This is a genomic window from Micromonospora sp. NPDC049559, from assembly GCF_040676675.1.
In the GTDB taxonomy this organism is placed as follows: domain Bacteria; phylum Actinomycetota; class Actinomycetes; order Mycobacteriales; family Micromonosporaceae; genus JBFAPK01.
Map to the genome: position 1 here is coordinate 1 of NZ_JBFAPK010000046.1, position 14,725 is coordinate 14,725.

Genomic DNA, 14,725 nt, shown 5'->3' on the forward strand with positions numbered 1-14,725 from the left:
GTGGGGCCCGCCGTGCCCGGCGAAGACATCAAGCGTGACGGGATTCGCCGGGTACGGCGGGCCCCACCTCCACCGCCACCCTCCACGAGCGCCGCGCGAAACCCCCACCGCCACTCTCCACGAGCGCCGCGCGAAACCCCCACCGCCACTCTCCACGAGCGCCGCGCGAAACCCCCACGGCCCCGCGACGCGCGAGCCCCGCACGGAACCCCACCAGCCGGCGCGACCGCGGGCCCGACGAACCGCGGCCCGACGAACCGCGGCCCGACGAGCGCGGCCCGAGGTCAGGACCCCGCGGTCAGCTCCGGTACCGGCTCGAACTCCTTGACCGCGTTGATCGAGACGCCGTGCGCGGTGTTCGCCTCACGCTCGATCATCACCTCGACCAGGACCGGGCGGCTCGTCCGCCGGGCCTCCTTGCTGGCCCAGGCGAGCGCGTCGGCGATCTCGCCCGGCTCGGTGACCCGGCGGCCGGAGCAGCCGTACGCCTCCATGATCTTCACGTTGTCGGTGCCGTACTCGTCGTAGTGGATGTCGACCTCGTAGTTCATGCCGTAGCCGAGCTCGGCCTGGCGGATCAGACCGAGGTACTCGTTGTTCAGCATGACGAGCACGAACGGCACGTCGTACTGGGCGGCCACGGCGAGCTCCTCGACCAGGAACTGGAAGGAGTAGTCGCCGACCACGCCGACCACCTCGGCCTCCGGCCTGGCGCACTTGACGCCGATCGCCGCCGGGATCTCCCAGCCGAGCGGGCCGGCCTGCCCGCAGACCTGGTAGTGCCGGGGCTTGAAGACGTTCTGGAACTGCCCGGACCAGATCTGGTAGAGCCCGATCGCGGTGACGAAGTACGTCTCCGGGCCGAAGTACTCGTTGATCTCCTTGAAGACCCGCGGCGGCTTGATCGGTACGGCGTCGAAGTCGTCGCGGCGGCGCAGGGTCTCGCGCAGCTTGCGTACCCGGGAGACCCACTCGCTGCGGTCCGGGCGGGCCTGGCGGCGGGCGGCGGCGTCGCGCAGCGCCGCCAGGAAGAGCTTCGTGTCCGACACGATGCCCAGGTCCGGGCCGAAGACCTTGCCGATCTGGGTGGGTTCGATGTCGACGTGGATGAACTTGCGCTCGCCCCGGTAGGTGGCCAGGTCACCGGTGTGCCGGTCGCCGAACCGGGCGCCGAGCGCGAGCACCAGGTCCGACTCCAGGAACGAGGCGTTGCCCCACCGCTGGGTGGTCTGGATGCCGGTCATACCGGCGAAGAGATCGTGGTCCTCCGGCAGCGCCCCCTTGCCCATCAGGGTCACCTGCACCGGTACGTTCAGCTCCTCGGCGACCTCGCGCAGCAGCTCCGCGGCCTCCCCCAGGATCACGCCGCCGCCGGCCAGGATCAGCGGGCGCTCGGCCTCGAAGAGCAGGTCGAGGGCGCGCTCCACCCGGGGCAGGTGCGGCTCGACGGCGGCCACCGGCAGCGGCGCGTCGATCGAGGCGTCCCACTCGATCTCCTGCTGCTGCACGTCGAGCGGCAGGTCGATCAGTACCGGCCCGGGACGGCCGGAGCGCGCGACGCGGAACGCCTCCCGGAAGATCCAGGGTGCCTGCGCGGCCTCCTTCACCTGCACCGCCCACTTGGTCACCGGCTTGGCGATCTCGACGATGTCGACGGCCTGGAACGCCTCCTGGTGCAGCTTGGCCCGGGGCGCCTGGCCGGTGATGCAGATCATCGGGATCGAGTCCGCGTGCGCGGTGTAGAGCCCGGTGACCATGTTCGTACCGGCCGGGCCGGAGGTGCCGATGGCCACCCCCACCCGGCCGTTGGTGCGCGCCCAGCCGTCCGCCATGTGCGTGGCGCCCTCCTCGTGCCGGACGATGAGGTGCTTGATGTCGCTGCGGCGCAGCGCGGCGTAGAGCGGCAGGATGGCCGCGCCGGGACAGCCGAACGCGACGTCCACGCCCTCGGAGGCGAGCACGGCGACCACCGCGTCCATACAGGGGATCCTGGCCATGTTCTGTACCTTCCAGCAGAGGGTTCGACGGGGTGTGGGCGCTCAGCGGGACGCGCGTCCGGAGAGCTGTTCGACGAGCTTGAGCAGGGCCGTGTGGTCCAGCCCGCCGTCGCCCTGGGCCTTGAGCGCGGCCATCAGCTGGGAGACCACCGCGCCGAGCGGGATGACGACGCCAACCTCCCGCGCCGCGGCCTGGAGGTTGCCGAGGTCCTTGTGGTGCAGCTCGACCCGGAATCCGGGCTGGAACTCGCGGGCGAGCATGCCGGCGGCCTTGCGGTCCAGGATCCGGTTGCCGGCGAGGCCGCCGGCGAGGACCTTGACCGCCGCGGCGGTGTCCACGCCGTACGCCTCGAGGAAGACGATCGCCTCGGCGACGAGTTCGATGGTGCCGGCCACGATGAGCTGGTTGGCGACCTTCACGGTCTGGCCCGCGCCGTGCGGCCCGACGTGCACCACGGTCGAGCCGACCACCTCGAGGATCTCCCGCGCCGCGGCGAAGTCCGCCTCCTCGCCGCCGACCATGATGGAGAGGTTGCCGTCGATGGCGCCCTGCTCTCCCCCGCTGACCGGCGCGTCGAGCACCCGTACGCCGTACTCCCGGGCGGCGGTGGCCACGTTCTGGGCGGTCTTCGGGGAGATGCTGCTGGTGTCGATGTAGAGCTGTCCCGACTTGGCGTTGGCCAGGATGCCGTCCGGGCCGAACGCCACGTCCTCCACATCGGGCGAGTCCGGCACCATCGTGATGACGACGTCGACGACGCGGACGAGTTCCGGCACCCCGGTGCTGGTCCGGCCGCCCTGCTGGCGCAGCTGCTCCAGCCGCGGCTGGCTGCGGTCGTAGCCGATCACCTCGTACCCGGCCTTGATGAGGTTGGCCGCCATGGGCGCGCCCATGATGCCGAGCCCGATGAAGCCGATGCTGGTCATGTCGCTTCTCCTTGCCGATCTCAGTTGCGGGTGGACGCGCGGCGCTGGCGGGGAAGCCAGCCGAACGAGTCGGCGCTCGGGCCGAGGGGCTTGTACTCGCAGCCGACGTAGCCGGCGTAGCCGGCCCGTTCGAGCTGGGCGAGGAGGCCGTCGACGTCGAGCGAGCCGGTGCCGGGCTGGTTGCGGCCCGGTACGTCGGCGACCTGGACGTGGCCGACCCGCCCGGCGTGCGCGGCGATGACCCCGGCCAGGTCCTCGCCGTTGCGGGCGAGGTGGTAGAGGTCGAGCAGCAGGCGCAGGTTGTCCTGGTCGCCCTGCGCCCGCGCCCGGTCGATCACCTCGAACACGTCGGCGGCGGTACGGAGCGGATAGGCGGGGTTCTCCGCCGAGTTCAGCGGCTCCACGAGCACCACCGCCCCGATCCCGCCCGCGGCCTTGGCGGCGAGGGCGAGGTTCTCGGCGGCCAGCTCGTCCTGGGCCCGCGGGTCGACCCCGTCCAGCCGGTTGCCGTAGAGCGCGTTGAGCGCCCGGCAGCCAGTGGACTCCGCGATCCCGACCGCGACGTCGATGTTGTCCCGGAACCGGGCGGAGTGCGGCGGCTGGGAGAGCAGGCCCCGGTCGCCCGCTGGCATGTCGCCGGCGTCGAAGTTGAGCCCCACCAGCCGTACGCCGGCGTCGTCGAGCGCGCGCAGGAACGCGGTGACCTCCCCGTCGGGCGGGGTCGGCGTGGCGAACGGCCACCAGAACTCGACCGCGTCGAAGCCGGCCTCGGCCGCCGCGGCCGGGCGCCGCAGCAGCGGCAGCTCGGTGAAGAGGATGGAGAGGTTCACGTCGTAGCGCAGGCCGTGTTCCGTCATGTCCGGGGTTTCCTTCCACGCCTGGTGGGGAGCGTCATCGACTGTTCGTGTCCGGGTGCGGTCGACCCGCCGCCCGACGCGTCGATCTAGGGCAAATCCTCGTGGCTGGATCTCCAATCACCACGATTTGCCCTAGATCGACGGGGGCCTGTGGGGACGGGTCAGGCCGCGGCCGGGTAGAGCGCCCGGGAGGGGAAGTTGCCGTAGAGCGGGTCGTCGGCCGGCCCCTGGGTGACCGCCTGCACCAGCAGCGCGCCGCCGACGAACGCGCCGCGCCAGGAGGCGCCCTTGCCGCCGAAGACCTCCTGCCGGTCCCCTCGGGAGCGGGGCTTGTTGATCCCGACCTTGAACGCCTGCAGCTCCGCGCCGAGTCGCCGCGCGGCCACCTCGTCGTCGCAGGCGATCGAGGCGACCAGGGCCCCGTTGCTGGCGTTCATCGCGGCCAGCAGCTCCGCCTCGGTGTCGACCAGCACGATCGTGTCGACCGGGCCGAACGGCTCGGCGTGGAACAGCGGCGAGGAGGGCGGCGGCCCGAGGATCGCCACGGGCGGCAGGTACGCCGAGGTGTCCTGGCCCGGCAGGAAGAGCCCGTCGTCGAGCGAGCCCCGGTAGAGCGGTACGCCCCCGCGGGCGATGGCGTCGTCGACCACGTCGTTCAGCTCGGTCGCCTTCGCGTCCTTGATCAGCGGCCCGAAGTCGAGCTCCGGGAAGTCCTCCTGCCCCGACGCGACCGCGAGCGGGTGACCGAAGCGGACGCCTCCCACCGCCGGCAGGTACGCGGCGAGGAAGTCGTTGAAGAGCGACCGCTGGACGACGTAGCGCGGGTACGCGGTGCAGCGCTGCTTGCCGTACTCGAAGGACTTGCGTACGTGCTTGCCGAGCAGGTCCCAGTCGCTGAAGTTCCAGACGCCCCAGCAGTTGAGCCCCTCCTGTTCGAGGATGTGCCGCTTGCCGGTGTCGACCAGGCCGGCGACCCGGCCGCCGACGTCGCGCCCGCCGACGAAGGAGACGCACCCGATCTCGGGCGCCCCGACCAGCACCGGGGAGAGCTTCGCCCCGCTGCCGCTGATCAGCGTCACCGGCAACCCGTGCCGGGCGACGAGCGCGCTGGCCAGCGTCAGGCAGGCCACCCCGCCGTCGGTCGGCGTCTTCGCGATCACGGCGTTGCCGGCCAGCAGCTGCACCAGCATCGCGTGCATGATCACGCTCATCGGGTAGTTCCAGCTGGCGATGTTGCTCACCGGCCCGGGCAGCGGACGCCGGTCGACCAGCATCTCGTCGATCTCGTCGAGGTACCAGCGAACCCCGTCGATGCAGCGGTCCACGTCGGCGGTCGCCAGCCGCCACGGTTTGCCGATCTCCCACACCAGCAGCAGGGCGAGCAGGTCGCGGTGCTCGCGCAGCGACGCCAGCGCGTCGCGGACGCACGCCTTGCGGGTGGCCAGGGGGATCCGGGACCACCGCCGGTGGTCGTCCGCGGCGGCCCGCACGGCCGACGCCGCGGTCGCCGCGTCGACGAGCGGGGGCCCGGCGATGGGGGTGCCGTCCACGGCCGAGGTGGCCGCGGCCGGTACGCCGTCGCGGCGCCACTGCCGGCCCCAGTAGTTCAGAACGCGGTCGTCGTGGAACGCCTCGGGCGCGACCCGCAGGCATCGGGCGTACACGTCGGCCCAGGCGGTGCCGGGCTTGAGGATCAGGGGCACGGGAGCCTCCAGCGGCTTCGGGTGTCCTGGGGTGCACCGGCGGGGCCGGGCGGGTGACGAGAATGGGTCCGGGTCTGGACCGGGCAGCAGGCGGGTGGCCTGGCCGAGGAACGGATCGCGGCGCCGGATCGGGCCGTTCGATAGTTTGCATACAGTATGCGAAAGCACCGGCCGGGGCAAGGGTGTCGCGGTGCCGGGTTCGACCGCGGCCCGGGCGCCGGCGGTGCCGGTGGCTCGGTCCCGGCCCGGTCAGGGCGGGGCCGAGGTGGAGGTCAGCGCGGCCTGGCGTACGCCCCGGGCCAGCAGCGAGGTCATCGCGTAGACGCAGCGCAACGTGGGGGCGGGCGCGCCGGTGATGTCGGCGATCTCCACCACCGCCCCGATGATCGCGTCGAGTTCGAGTTCCTTGCCGGCCTCGAGGTCCTGCAACATCGACGTCTTGTGGTCGCCGACCCGGCGGGCCCCGTCGATCCGTTTGGCGATGGAGATCTCCGGCCGGCTGCCGACCCGACCGGCGATGTCGAGCGTCTCCTCCATCATCCGCGCCACCACCCGGGCGGTACCGGCGTCGCCGCAGATCTCGCCCATCGTCGCCCGGGTCAGGGCGCTGATCGGGTTGAGCGAGACGTTGCCCATCAGTTTGATCCAGATGTCGTCGCGCAGCCTCGGCTCGACGGGGCACTTCAGGCCCCCCGCGATCATCGCCTCGCTGTACCGCGCGCAGCGCTCCGAGACGGAACCGTCCGGCTCGCCGATGCTGAACCGGGTCCCCTCGATGTGGCGGATCACGCCCGGCGACTCGATGACGGTCGCGGGATAGACCACGCAGCCGATCGCGCGCTCCGGTGGCATCACGGCCGAGGTGGCGCCGTTCGGGTCGACCGCCTCGATGCGGTAGTTCTCGTAGGGCCCGGCGAGCTTGTGGAAGTACCACCACGGGATGCCGTTCTGCCCGGCGATCAGCGCGGTGTGCGGCGCGAGCAGCGGCTCCAGCAGCGGCCCGGCCGAGGCGTAGGAGTGGGCCTTGAGCCCGAGGAAGACGTAGTCCACCGGTCCGATCTCGCGCGGATCGTCCGTGGCGTGTGGATGGGCCGAGAAGTCGCCGCGCGGGCTGAGCACCCGTACGCCGTTGGCGCGGAGGGCGGCGAGATGCGCGCCCCGGGCTACCAGATGGACCTCGACTCCGGCCCGACACAACGAAGCACCGACATAGGCCCCGATCGCCCCCGCTCCGAGAACAGCAACTCGCACAGGCTTCTCCCTTCCCGCCGCCACGTCAGGGATCTTGACTACTGTATGCGTTATGCGGAGGACAGTATGCGATACGGTTTTCGAAACTGACAAGGCTTAGGGACGTTCGCACTGGTCAACGACGTGGAACCGGTACGCCTCGGAGTGGATCGATCCACTCGGACGCGGCCAGGAAAGCGCGTACCCGATCCGAAGGCCACGACGTGGGCGGACAGCCACGGCCAACCGCGGCGGCCACCGTCGGCGCCGGGGCCACCACCGTCGGTCGGGGCGGCCAGGGCGGGCCAGGGCGGGTCGGGGCGACTGTCGGCGCGCGGGGGCCGCCCGCCGCCACCTCACCGGGCGTCAGCGGACGGGGTACGACAACAACACCCGGTCGACGCCGGGCGGGTGTGGCGTCGACGCGCCGGCGGGCGGCGCGACCGGAGTGCTCCCCCGTTCGCGCCGCCCGCTCCGGCTCAGCGGCCGCGCCGACCCGCCCGGGGCGGGTCGGTGCGGCCGGCGGTCGGAGCGGTCAGACCTCGGCCGGCGACGGGAAACCGTAGCGCAGCGCGTGGTCGGGGTCGCTCGGGTCGATCTGCCGCAGCCCCTCGTCGGCGAGCCGCTTGTTGACCTCGTCCAGGTTCTCCCGGACCAGCCGCGCCTCCTCCTCCGTGATCTTGCCCCGGTGCGGCTTGCCGGCGTGTTCGAGCGTGCCGTAGTCGAGCCGGTCCGCCGCACCCCGCCGGGTGCTCTTCGCCGGACGTACCCGCTCGGCCGTCTTCAGCAACTGCGCCATCGGTACGTCGGTCGCGAGGGAGTCGAACTCACTGGCGGTGAGCACCACCCGGCGCGGCTCGCCGTCGCCGTCGTGGACCTCCACGATCGCCACGTCGAGCGCCGCGTCGTCGATGCTCTCGGCCTCGAGCGCCGTGGCCTCGAGCTGCACAGGTCCCGCCACCAGGTCCGGGTGCTCCAGGACGACCACGCGCACCACCTCGTCGTCCGAGTCGAGGACCTTGCCACTGAAATCGGAGACATGAACCGTCTTCTTGCCCATTGCGGGAGCTACTCCTGTCGCTGTCCTGTGCCAAACAGGAGACGAAGCTACCCGACAAGTGTGCGAACGGCCGGGCAGGGCGGGACGACGGCGATCGTGTCGCGCGATCGGCGCGTACGACCCGCTCCGGAGACGCCGCGTGACGCGCCGGGCCGCCACGGTACGTACCCGCTGCGGCGCGTTTCGTGACCGGAACGGTTTCCACCAGCCACGACGATGTCGTTTTGTCAGTGGTGCAGCTCATACTGTCCCGCGGGCACGCTACCGAGCGTGCCGGGACGGAGAAGCGAACATGGCAACGCTACTCGCGATCGGCACCGGCAAGGGTCTCTTCCTCGCGACCAGTCACGACGACCGGGGCAGCTGGGAGCTCAGCGGCCCGCACTTCGCCATGACCGGCATCTACGCGGTCGCGATCGACACGCGGCGCGCCACGCCGCGGCTGCACGCGTCCACGAGCAGCTCCCACTTCGGCCCCAGCCTGGCCGTCAGCGACGACCTCGGCGCGACCTGGCAGGAGCCGGACCAGCCACCCCTGAGCTTCCCGGCCGACACCGGCGCGAGCCTCGGCCGGGTCTGGCAGATCACCCCGGGCCCGGCGAGCGAGCCGGACCTCGTCTACGCCGGCACCGAACCCGCCGCGCTGTTCCGCTCGGTCGACGGGGGCCGCAGCTACGAGCTGATCCGGCCGCTCTGGGAGCATCCGCACCGGCCCGAGTGGGGCGCCGGCTTCGGCGGGCAGGCGATCCACACCGTACTGCCGCACCCCGACGATCCCGAGCGGGTGCTGGTGGCGCTCTCCTCGGGCGGCGTCTACCGTACCGACGACGGCGGGGCGAGCTGGACGGCCGGCAACACCGGCATCAAGGCGTACTTCCTGCCCGACCCGTGGCCCGAGTTCGGGCAGTGCGTACACAAGGTCGCCCGGGACCCGGTCGACCCCGAGCGGCTCTACGCGCAAAACCACCACGGCGTCTACCGCTCCGACGACGGCGGCGCCACCTGGCAGTCCATCGCCGCGGGACTGCCCAGCGACTTCGGCTTCCCGATGGTGGCCCACCCCCGGCGCGGCGGCGTGATCTACAACTTTCCGCTGGTCGCCGACGGGGAACGCTTCCCGGTCGACCGCCGGTGCCAGGTGTACCGCTCGGCCGACGCGGGCACCACCTGGGAACCGCTCGCCAAGGGCCTGCCGACCGCGCCGTTCTACCCGGCGGTGCTGCGCGACGCCATGTGCGCCGACGACGCCGACCCGGCCGGCGTCTACTTCGGCACCCGCTCCGGAGAGGTCTACGCCAGCCGGGACGAGGGCGAATCGTGGTCCCTGGTCGCCGCCCACCTGCCCGACGTGCTCTCCGTACGGGCCGCGGAGGTCTGAGCCATGGTGACGGTGTTCGTGCCCGGGGTGCTGCGTGGCGAGTCGGCCGGCGCGGACCGGCTCGACGTGACGGCGGACGGCAACCTCGGCGCCGTACTGGACGAGATCGCCGAGCGCTGGCCCCGCCTGGCCCGACGCATCCGGGACGAGCAGGGGCAGCTGCGCCGCTACGTCAACGTCTACGTCGACGGGGAGGAGTGCCGCCGCTGCGGCGGGCTCGACGCCCCGGTCCGGCGCGGCTCCGAGGTGCAGCTGCTGCCGTCGATCGCCGGCGGCTGACGCGCCGGACGGCGACCCGTCGGACGGTCGCGCGCCGCGCGGCTGCCGAACGGCTGACGCGCCGGAGGCAGATCCGGCGCCCGGCGGGGCGGCTTGCCGCGCCGCCCCGCCGGGCGCCGGGCCGCCGCGCGCCCCGTCCGGACGCCAGGTCGCTCGGCTCCGGCGCGGCGCCTCGCCGGCCGCACGCGGCGTTGCGCCGCCTAGTGGAAGAGCTCCATCAGCACCTCGGCGGTACCGGCGGCGTTCGTGGCGACGAAGTAGTGGTCGCCGGGGACCGAGTGGATGCTGGCGATGAGGTTGCCGGGCAGCCGGGCGGTGAGCGCGTCCCGGGTGCAGAGCCCGTCGTCGGTACCGACCAGGACGTGCACCGGCGCGGCCGGGGTTATCTCGAAGCCGTTCGGCGCGAGCGCGATGTCCCGGCGGAACCGGGGCAGCAGCAGCCGGCTGATCTCCTCCGGGCTCAGCGAGGTGCCGGGCAGCAGCCCCGCCCGGCGCAGCCCGTCGAGCAGCGTCTCGTCGTCCGCGCCCGGCACGGGTCCGGCCGGACCGCCGGGTGACGGTACCGGCGGCGCCGAGAGGACCACCTGCGCCCCGCCCAGTTCGGCACCGGCCGCGTTCGCCACCGCCGCCGCCAGCACCGCCCCGAGGGAGTGCCCGAACAGCACGGAGTCGTCCGAGAGGTACGGGGCGACCGCCCGCCACCAGGCGGTGGCGGCCTCGCCGATGGTGACGCCGTCGGGGTAGCTCGCCTCGCCCGCCACCACCCGCCAGGAGCGGGGCAGGTGGCGGGCCAGCCGGGTGAAGGCGCCCGAGGAGCCGCCGGCGTACGGGATGCAGACGAGCGTACGGCCGGGCCCGTCCCGCAGCACGCGCATCCGCACCTGGGCGCCCGGCGCCGCCGTACCGGCCCGCAGGCGGAACCGGGCCAGCTTCCCGGTCGACGTGACCGGCAACTGCTCGACGATCTCCACCGAGGACGGGCGCTTGAAGGCGGGCAGCCGCTCCCGGAACGCCCGCACGACCACGCGCCGCAGGGCCTCGCCGTCGGTACCCGGCGCCGGCACCACGTACGCGACCGCCTGCTCCAGGCCCGCGCCGTCGCGCGTACCGGCGACCGCGCACTGCGCCACCCCGGCCAGGTCCCGTACCGCGGCCTCGATGTCGAACGGCGAGACCTTGTGCCCGCCCAGGTTCAGCAGGTCGTCGTGCCGGCAGACGTACCGGATCTCGCCGTCCGGCTCGCGGCGCACCACGTCGCCGGTGTACGCCCCGCCGTCGGCGAAGGTGCGCGACGTGGCCTCCGGCCGGTCGAGGTAGCCGGCGGCCACGCAGTCCCCCGCCACGTGCAGCCGGCCCTCGGTGCCGTCCGGCACGACGGAACCCCACTCGTCCCGGACGCTGATCCGGACGCCCGGCACCGCCCGTCCGGTCGAGCCCGGGCTGGCGCCCCGGGTCGCGACGACGATGTGCAGCACCTCGGTCGCGCCCAGCCCGTTGACCAGCGGCGTGCCGAAGGTACGGACGAACCCCGCGCAGATCGGCGCGGGCAGGTGCTCCCCCGCCGACACGGCGAGGCGTACCGCGCCGAGGCTGGGCTCGGCGTCGCCGCCGGCCTGTTGCAGCAGCGCCGCGTAGACGCGCGGTACGGCGCAGAGCACGGTGGGCCGGTGCCGGGCCACGGCCGCCCGCAGCCGGTAGACGTCCGGCGGTCCCGAGCTGAGCACCGCCCGAGCCCCGGCCGCCAGCGGGAAGAGCAGGGAGTTGCCGAAGCCGTACCCGAAGGAGAGCTTGGCCGTGGAGAGGACGGTGTCCTCCGGCCGCAGGTCGAGGATCCGGCCGAAGCCGTCGAGGACGGCGTCGATGCCGGCCCGGGTGTGCAGCACTCCCTTCGGGGTGCCGGTGCTGCCCGACGTGTACTGCACGAGCACCACGTCGGAGCCCTGCTGCACGGCGGGCGGCGGGGCGGGCTCGGAGCCCGGCACCGCCCACTCGTCGGTGCCGCGCGGCACGCCCGGCCCGCCGTCGGGGGCCACGAGCTGGTCGGAACGGGCGTCGACGTGCAGGAAACCGGCCCCGCAGTCGCCCGCGATGAACTCGATCTCGGCCCGGGTCAGCATGGTGCTGACCGGCACCGCCACCGCGCCGCGCCACCAGAGCGCGAGGACCGCCACCACGGTGGGGATCGAGTCGTCCGCCACGATCAGGCCGCGCGCGCCGGGCTCGATCCCGGCCGCGGCCAGCCGCGCCGCGTACGAGCGCACGGCGCGGTGCAGTCCGGCGTACGTGATCTGCCCGGCCGCGTCCACGTACGCGATCTCGTCGCCCCGGCCGAGCGCGAGCTGCCGTCCCACCAGACGCTCGACGATGTTGGTGCTCAGCATGGACCGACCTCCACGAGTGCGGCGTACCCGGACGGCTCGACGGCGAGGGCGAGAACGTCGGCACCGGTGGTGCTCACCAGTGCGGCGGCGCCGGCGACGGCGAGCAGCCCGCCGGCCGCGCCGAAGTCGCCGAGCGTCCGCTCGACGTGCCACGCCGGTCCCGGACCGGACGCCCGCAGGGCCGCCGCGAGCGCCGCGTCGGGCGTCGAGACGACGATCGCGGCGGGGCGGGTGAACTCCGCGACGAGCCGGCGGACCTCCTCGACCGGCCGGGCGGGGTCGAGCCCGACCCGCCGGAACCGTCCGAGGTGGATGCCGGCGACGTCGCCGGGCACCGGGCCGGCGCCGGTGCGACGGCCGGCGTCGGGAGCGTCGCCCGTGGCGCGGTCGTCCGCGCCGGGAGCGCCGTCCCCGGCACGGTCGTCCCGGGTACGGAGCCCGAGCGCGAGGCAGACCGCCCCCTCCGCCGGCAGCTCGGCTCCGGTTCCCGCGACCACACTCCAGCGGCTCACGGTCGCCGAGCCGCCGAGCAGCACCTCACTCGCCTCGCCGGTGGCCAGGATCCGCACGGCCTCGACGAAGGCACCGATTCCGGCCGCGGCACCGCCGGTGAGCGTCTCGTTCGGGCCCCGGAGACCGAGTCGGATCGAGACCGTCGCCGCCGGCGCGTTGAACGCCGCGGCGGGCCCCATCATCGGGCTGCTCAGCCCCGGCTCCAGCACGGCCGCCTCCACGCAGATCCCCGCGTACTCGGTCAGACCGGCGGTGGAGCTGACCCAGACCACCGCCCCGGGTGGCTCCTCACCGCCGTCCGGCACGTCGACGTCCCGCTCGGACCCGCCGCCGGCCAGCGGACCGGTCGCGGCCACCGGGCCGATCCCCGCCACCGGGCCGACCCCCGGCTGCGGGCCCGTCGCGGTCGCGGCGGCCTCCGCGGCGGCGGCGAGCGAGAGCAGCGACTCCCGTGGCAGGTTCCGCAGCCCGCGCGGGGGCACGCCGTCCGGCATCCGGACCTCGACCGGCCCGTGTACGCAGCGCTCGACCGGTTCGAGGTCGGAATGTTCGGCGGTGAGCAGCCGGGGGACCCGGGGCGCCACCACCCGCCCGGTGAGCTGCGCCGCCAGGTCGGCCGGTCCCCGCACGCCGGCCAGGCGCAGCCCCAGCCCGCACAGGCGTACGCCGCCCGTGGGGTACCCGGGGCCGGCCGGGTACCCGGGGATGCTGTCGCGGTCAGCCGGCATCCGGACCGACCCTTCCGACCCTTCCGGCCACGCCGGTGGCGGCGGTCGCGGCGTCGGATCGGCCGTCGGTGGCTCGTCCGAACAGGACGGTGGAGACGCCGCCGCCGAAGCCGAACGCGGGGCTGGCCACCACCCGAAGGGGCCCGCGCCGGCCGGCCGGCTCGACCAGGTCCACGCCGGCGCAGGCCGGGTCGGGCTCGCGCAGTGTCACGTTGCCGGGCATGAAGTCCTCTCCCAGGGCACGCACGGAGATCACCGCCTCGAGCGCGGCGCCGGCGCCCTCGGCGTGGCCGAGCTGTCCCTTCACGGACGAGACGGCGGGCGGGCGCCGACCAGTCAGGGACCGGGCCAGCGCGCGCGCCTCCGTACCGTCGCTGGCGGGCGTGCCGGTGCCGTGCGCGCAGACCCAGTCCACGTCCTCGGGGTCCAGGCCGGCCTGGCGCAGGCAGGAATGGAGGGTGGAGATCAGCGCGACGCCGTCCGGATGGGGCCGGGTCGGGTTGTGCGCGTCCGCGGCGCGGGCGGTTCCGAGCACCCGGGCCAGGGGGCGGGCGCCCCGCGCCGCCGCCCGTTCGGCCCGTTCGAGGACCAGGACGCCCGCCCCCTCGCCCGGCATGGTCCCCCGGCGCTGCCGGTCGAACGGGCGGACCACGTCGGACGCGAGCGCGCGCAGGGAGGTGAACATGGCGAATATCTCCAGCGACAGCTCCGAGGCCCCGGCGCAGATCGCGACGTCGACCTCGCCGGTCGCGACGGCGGCGTGGCCGGCGGCGATCGCGCTGTTGCCGGCCGCGCAGCCGGGCGCCAGCAGCACCACGGGTCCGTTCACGGCAACCGCGCGACGCAGCGCCGCCAGCAGGTCGTCCGGCCTGGCCCAGCCGTCGCCCGGTACGCCGAGCCGGCCGGGGCCGATCCCGCGGTCGAGCAGCGGCCGGGTCGCCATCACCGTGCCGACGAAGAGGCCGAGGCGTTCCCGCCGGGGCGCGGGAGGAAGTCCGGCGTCCCGCAACGCCTCCAGCGCCGCCGCCGCGAGGTAGCGGCCCGCGAGCGACCGGTGCGGCGGTACCAGCGCGTCGAGCGCCGAGATGGCGTCGTCCGGCACCTGCCCACCCCGGTCCGCCGGATAGCCGGCGAGGTCGAAGCGGGTCACCGGGCGGGTCAGCACCCGGCCCCCGGTGACCGCCGCCCAGAGGGCGTCCACGCCGAGCCCGGCGACGGAGACCGCGCCGAGCCCGGAGACCGTCACGGCGACGCGCCCGGCGCCGTCCCGGTCACGGCCCAACGGAGAGCCCCCGACTTTCGAGCGCCGCGAGCGCGTCGCCCAGGTCGTGCAGCTCGGCCGCCTCCTGGTCGGTCAGCCGTACGCCGAAGTGGCGTTCGAGCCGTACCACGAACTCGACCTTCTGGAGCGAGTCCACGCCGAGGTCCTCGTAGAAGGCGGCCTCGGGCGTGACCTCCTCCGGGCTGACGTCGAAGACCTCTGCCGCCAGCTCGCGCAGGCGGGCAGCGGACACGTTGTCCGGCTGCGTCATGTCCGGCTCCTCCCTGCCCCGGCAACCACGGTTCCGTGGAAGTTCCAGGCGGGCTCCACGGTGAAGTTTTCCAGGTAGCCAACGAGCCCGGAATCGATGCGGACCTGACTAAAGAGTTCGATCGCTTCGACCGAAAAGAC

At 73.9% G+C, this 14,725-nt stretch carries 12 protein-coding genes; 2 read left to right on the top strand and 10 right to left on the bottom strand.

Features of this window, described 5'->3' with window-relative positions; genetic code table 11:
• Nucleotides 1–284: 284 nt before the first annotated feature.
• From gcl to AB0J86_RS33715, 6 genes are all read right to left on the bottom strand, one after another.
• On the bottom strand, nucleotides 285–1,997 hold the full coding sequence (gene gcl / locus AB0J86_RS33690) for a glyoxylate carboligase (RefSeq protein WP_363861729.1): 1,713 nt from the start codon (nucleotides 1,995–1,997) through the stop codon (nucleotides 285–287).
• Between the two features lie 42 nt (nucleotides 1,998–2,039).
• Complete coding sequence (locus AB0J86_RS33695; protein ID WP_363861730.1) at nucleotides 2,040–2,924, bottom strand: 2-hydroxy-3-oxopropionate reductase; 885 nt, start codon at nucleotides 2,922–2,924, stop codon at nucleotides 2,040–2,042.
• Between the two features lie 20 nt (nucleotides 2,925–2,944).
• Complete coding sequence (locus tag AB0J86_RS33700; RefSeq protein WP_363861731.1) at nucleotides 2,945–3,781, bottom strand: TIM barrel protein; 837 nt, start codon at nucleotides 3,779–3,781, stop codon at nucleotides 2,945–2,947.
• Nucleotides 3,782–3,942: 161 nt separating this feature from the next.
• Nucleotides 3,943–5,484, bottom strand: coding sequence for an aldehyde dehydrogenase family protein (locus tag AB0J86_RS33705; RefSeq protein ID WP_363861732.1), 1,542 nt, complete (start codon nucleotides 5,482–5,484; stop codon nucleotides 3,943–3,945).
• 249 nt (nucleotides 5,485–5,733) lie between these two features.
• Nucleotides 5,734–6,759, bottom strand: a complete 1,026-nt coding sequence (locus AB0J86_RS33710; protein ID WP_363861733.1) for a 2-dehydropantoate 2-reductase — start codon at nucleotides 6,757–6,759, stop codon at nucleotides 5,734–5,736.
• Nucleotides 6,760–7,249: 490 nt separating this feature from the next.
• On the bottom strand, nucleotides 7,250–7,774 hold the full coding sequence (locus AB0J86_RS33715; RefSeq protein WP_363861734.1) for a hypothetical protein: 525 nt from the start codon (nucleotides 7,772–7,774) through the stop codon (nucleotides 7,250–7,252).
• Between the two features lie 292 nt (nucleotides 7,775–8,066).
• Between AB0J86_RS33715 and AB0J86_RS33720 the strand changes: the two genes are divergently transcribed.
• Nucleotides 8,067–9,152, top strand: a complete 1,086-nt coding sequence (locus AB0J86_RS33720) for an exo-alpha-sialidase (protein ID WP_363861735.1) — start codon at nucleotides 8,067–8,069, stop codon at nucleotides 9,150–9,152.
• A 3-nt stretch (nucleotides 9,153–9,155) separates the two neighbouring features.
• The gene (locus AB0J86_RS33725) at nucleotides 9,156–9,431 is read left to right on the top strand and encodes a MoaD/ThiS family protein (RefSeq protein ID WP_363861736.1); all 276 of its coding nucleotides are present in this window, start codon (nucleotides 9,156–9,158) and stop codon (nucleotides 9,429–9,431) included.
• A 200-nt stretch (nucleotides 9,432–9,631) separates the two neighbouring features.
• On the opposite strand, the gene AB0J86_RS33730 is transcribed toward AB0J86_RS33725, so the two are convergent.
• The 4 genes from AB0J86_RS33730 to AB0J86_RS33745 are packed head-to-tail and all read right to left on the bottom strand — an operon-like array spanning nucleotide 9,632 to nucleotide 14,585.
• Entirely contained in the window at nucleotides 9,632–11,812 is a 2,181-nt protein-coding gene (locus AB0J86_RS33730; protein WP_363861737.1) for an AMP-binding protein, read from the bottom strand.
• A complete protein-coding gene (locus tag AB0J86_RS33735; RefSeq protein ID WP_363861738.1) occupies nucleotides 11,806–13,053 on the bottom strand; it encodes a beta-ketoacyl synthase N-terminal-like domain-containing protein in 1,248 nt (415 codons plus the stop codon). The genes AB0J86_RS33730 and AB0J86_RS33735 overlap by 7 nt, the downstream gene beginning before the upstream one ends.
• Nucleotides 13,043–14,335 (bottom strand): beta-ketoacyl synthase N-terminal-like domain-containing protein, encoded by a 1,293-nt coding sequence (locus tag AB0J86_RS33740; RefSeq protein ID WP_363861739.1) that lies wholly within the window; start codon nucleotides 14,333–14,335, stop codon nucleotides 13,043–13,045. Before AB0J86_RS33740 ends, AB0J86_RS33735 begins: the two co-directional genes overlap by 11 nt.
• Nucleotides 14,325–14,585 carry an acyl carrier protein gene (locus tag AB0J86_RS33745; protein WP_363861740.1) on the bottom strand — a complete coding sequence of 87 codons (261 nt, stop codon included), beginning with the start codon at nucleotides 14,583–14,585 and terminating at the stop codon, nucleotides 14,325–14,327. The genes AB0J86_RS33740 and AB0J86_RS33745 overlap by 11 nt, the downstream gene beginning before the upstream one ends.
• Nucleotides 14,586–14,725 lie beyond the last annotated feature (140 nt).

What these genes read in the sequence shown, in the direction of transcription:
- AB0J86_RS33715 (WP_363861734.1), bottom strand. Translation starts at nt 7,774, where the DNA reads ATGGGCAAGAAGACGGTTCATGTCTCCGATTTCAGTGGCAAGGTCCTC.
- AB0J86_RS33720 (WP_363861735.1), top strand. Translation starts at nt 8,067, where the DNA reads ATGGCAACGCTACTCGCGATCGGCACCGGCAAGGGTCTCTTCCTCGCG.
- AB0J86_RS33735 (WP_363861738.1), bottom strand. Translation starts at nt 13,053, where the DNA reads ATGCCGGCTGACCGCGACAGCATCCCCGGGTACCCGGCCGGCCCCGGG.
- AB0J86_RS33725 (WP_363861736.1), top strand. Translation starts at nt 9,156, where the DNA reads ATGGTGACGGTGTTCGTGCCCGGGGTGCTGCGTGGCGAGTCGGCCGGC.
- AB0J86_RS33695 (WP_363861730.1), bottom strand. Translation starts at nt 2,924, where the DNA reads ATGACCAGCATCGGCTTCATCGGGCTCGGCATCATGGGCGCGCCCATG.
- AB0J86_RS33730 (WP_363861737.1), bottom strand. Translation starts at nt 11,812, where the DNA reads ATGCTGAGCACCAACATCGTCGAGCGTCTGGTGGGACGGCAGCTCGCG.
- AB0J86_RS33700 (WP_363861731.1), bottom strand. Translation starts at nt 3,781, where the DNA reads ATGACGGAACACGGCCTGCGCTACGACGTGAACCTCTCCATCCTCTTC.
- gcl (WP_363861729.1), bottom strand. Translation starts at nt 1,997, where the DNA reads ATGGCCAGGATCCCCTGTATGGACGCGGTGGTCGCCGTGCTCGCCTCC.
- AB0J86_RS33745 (WP_363861740.1), bottom strand. Translation starts at nt 14,585, where the DNA reads ATGACGCAGCCGGACAACGTGTCCGCTGCCCGCCTGCGCGAGCTGGCG.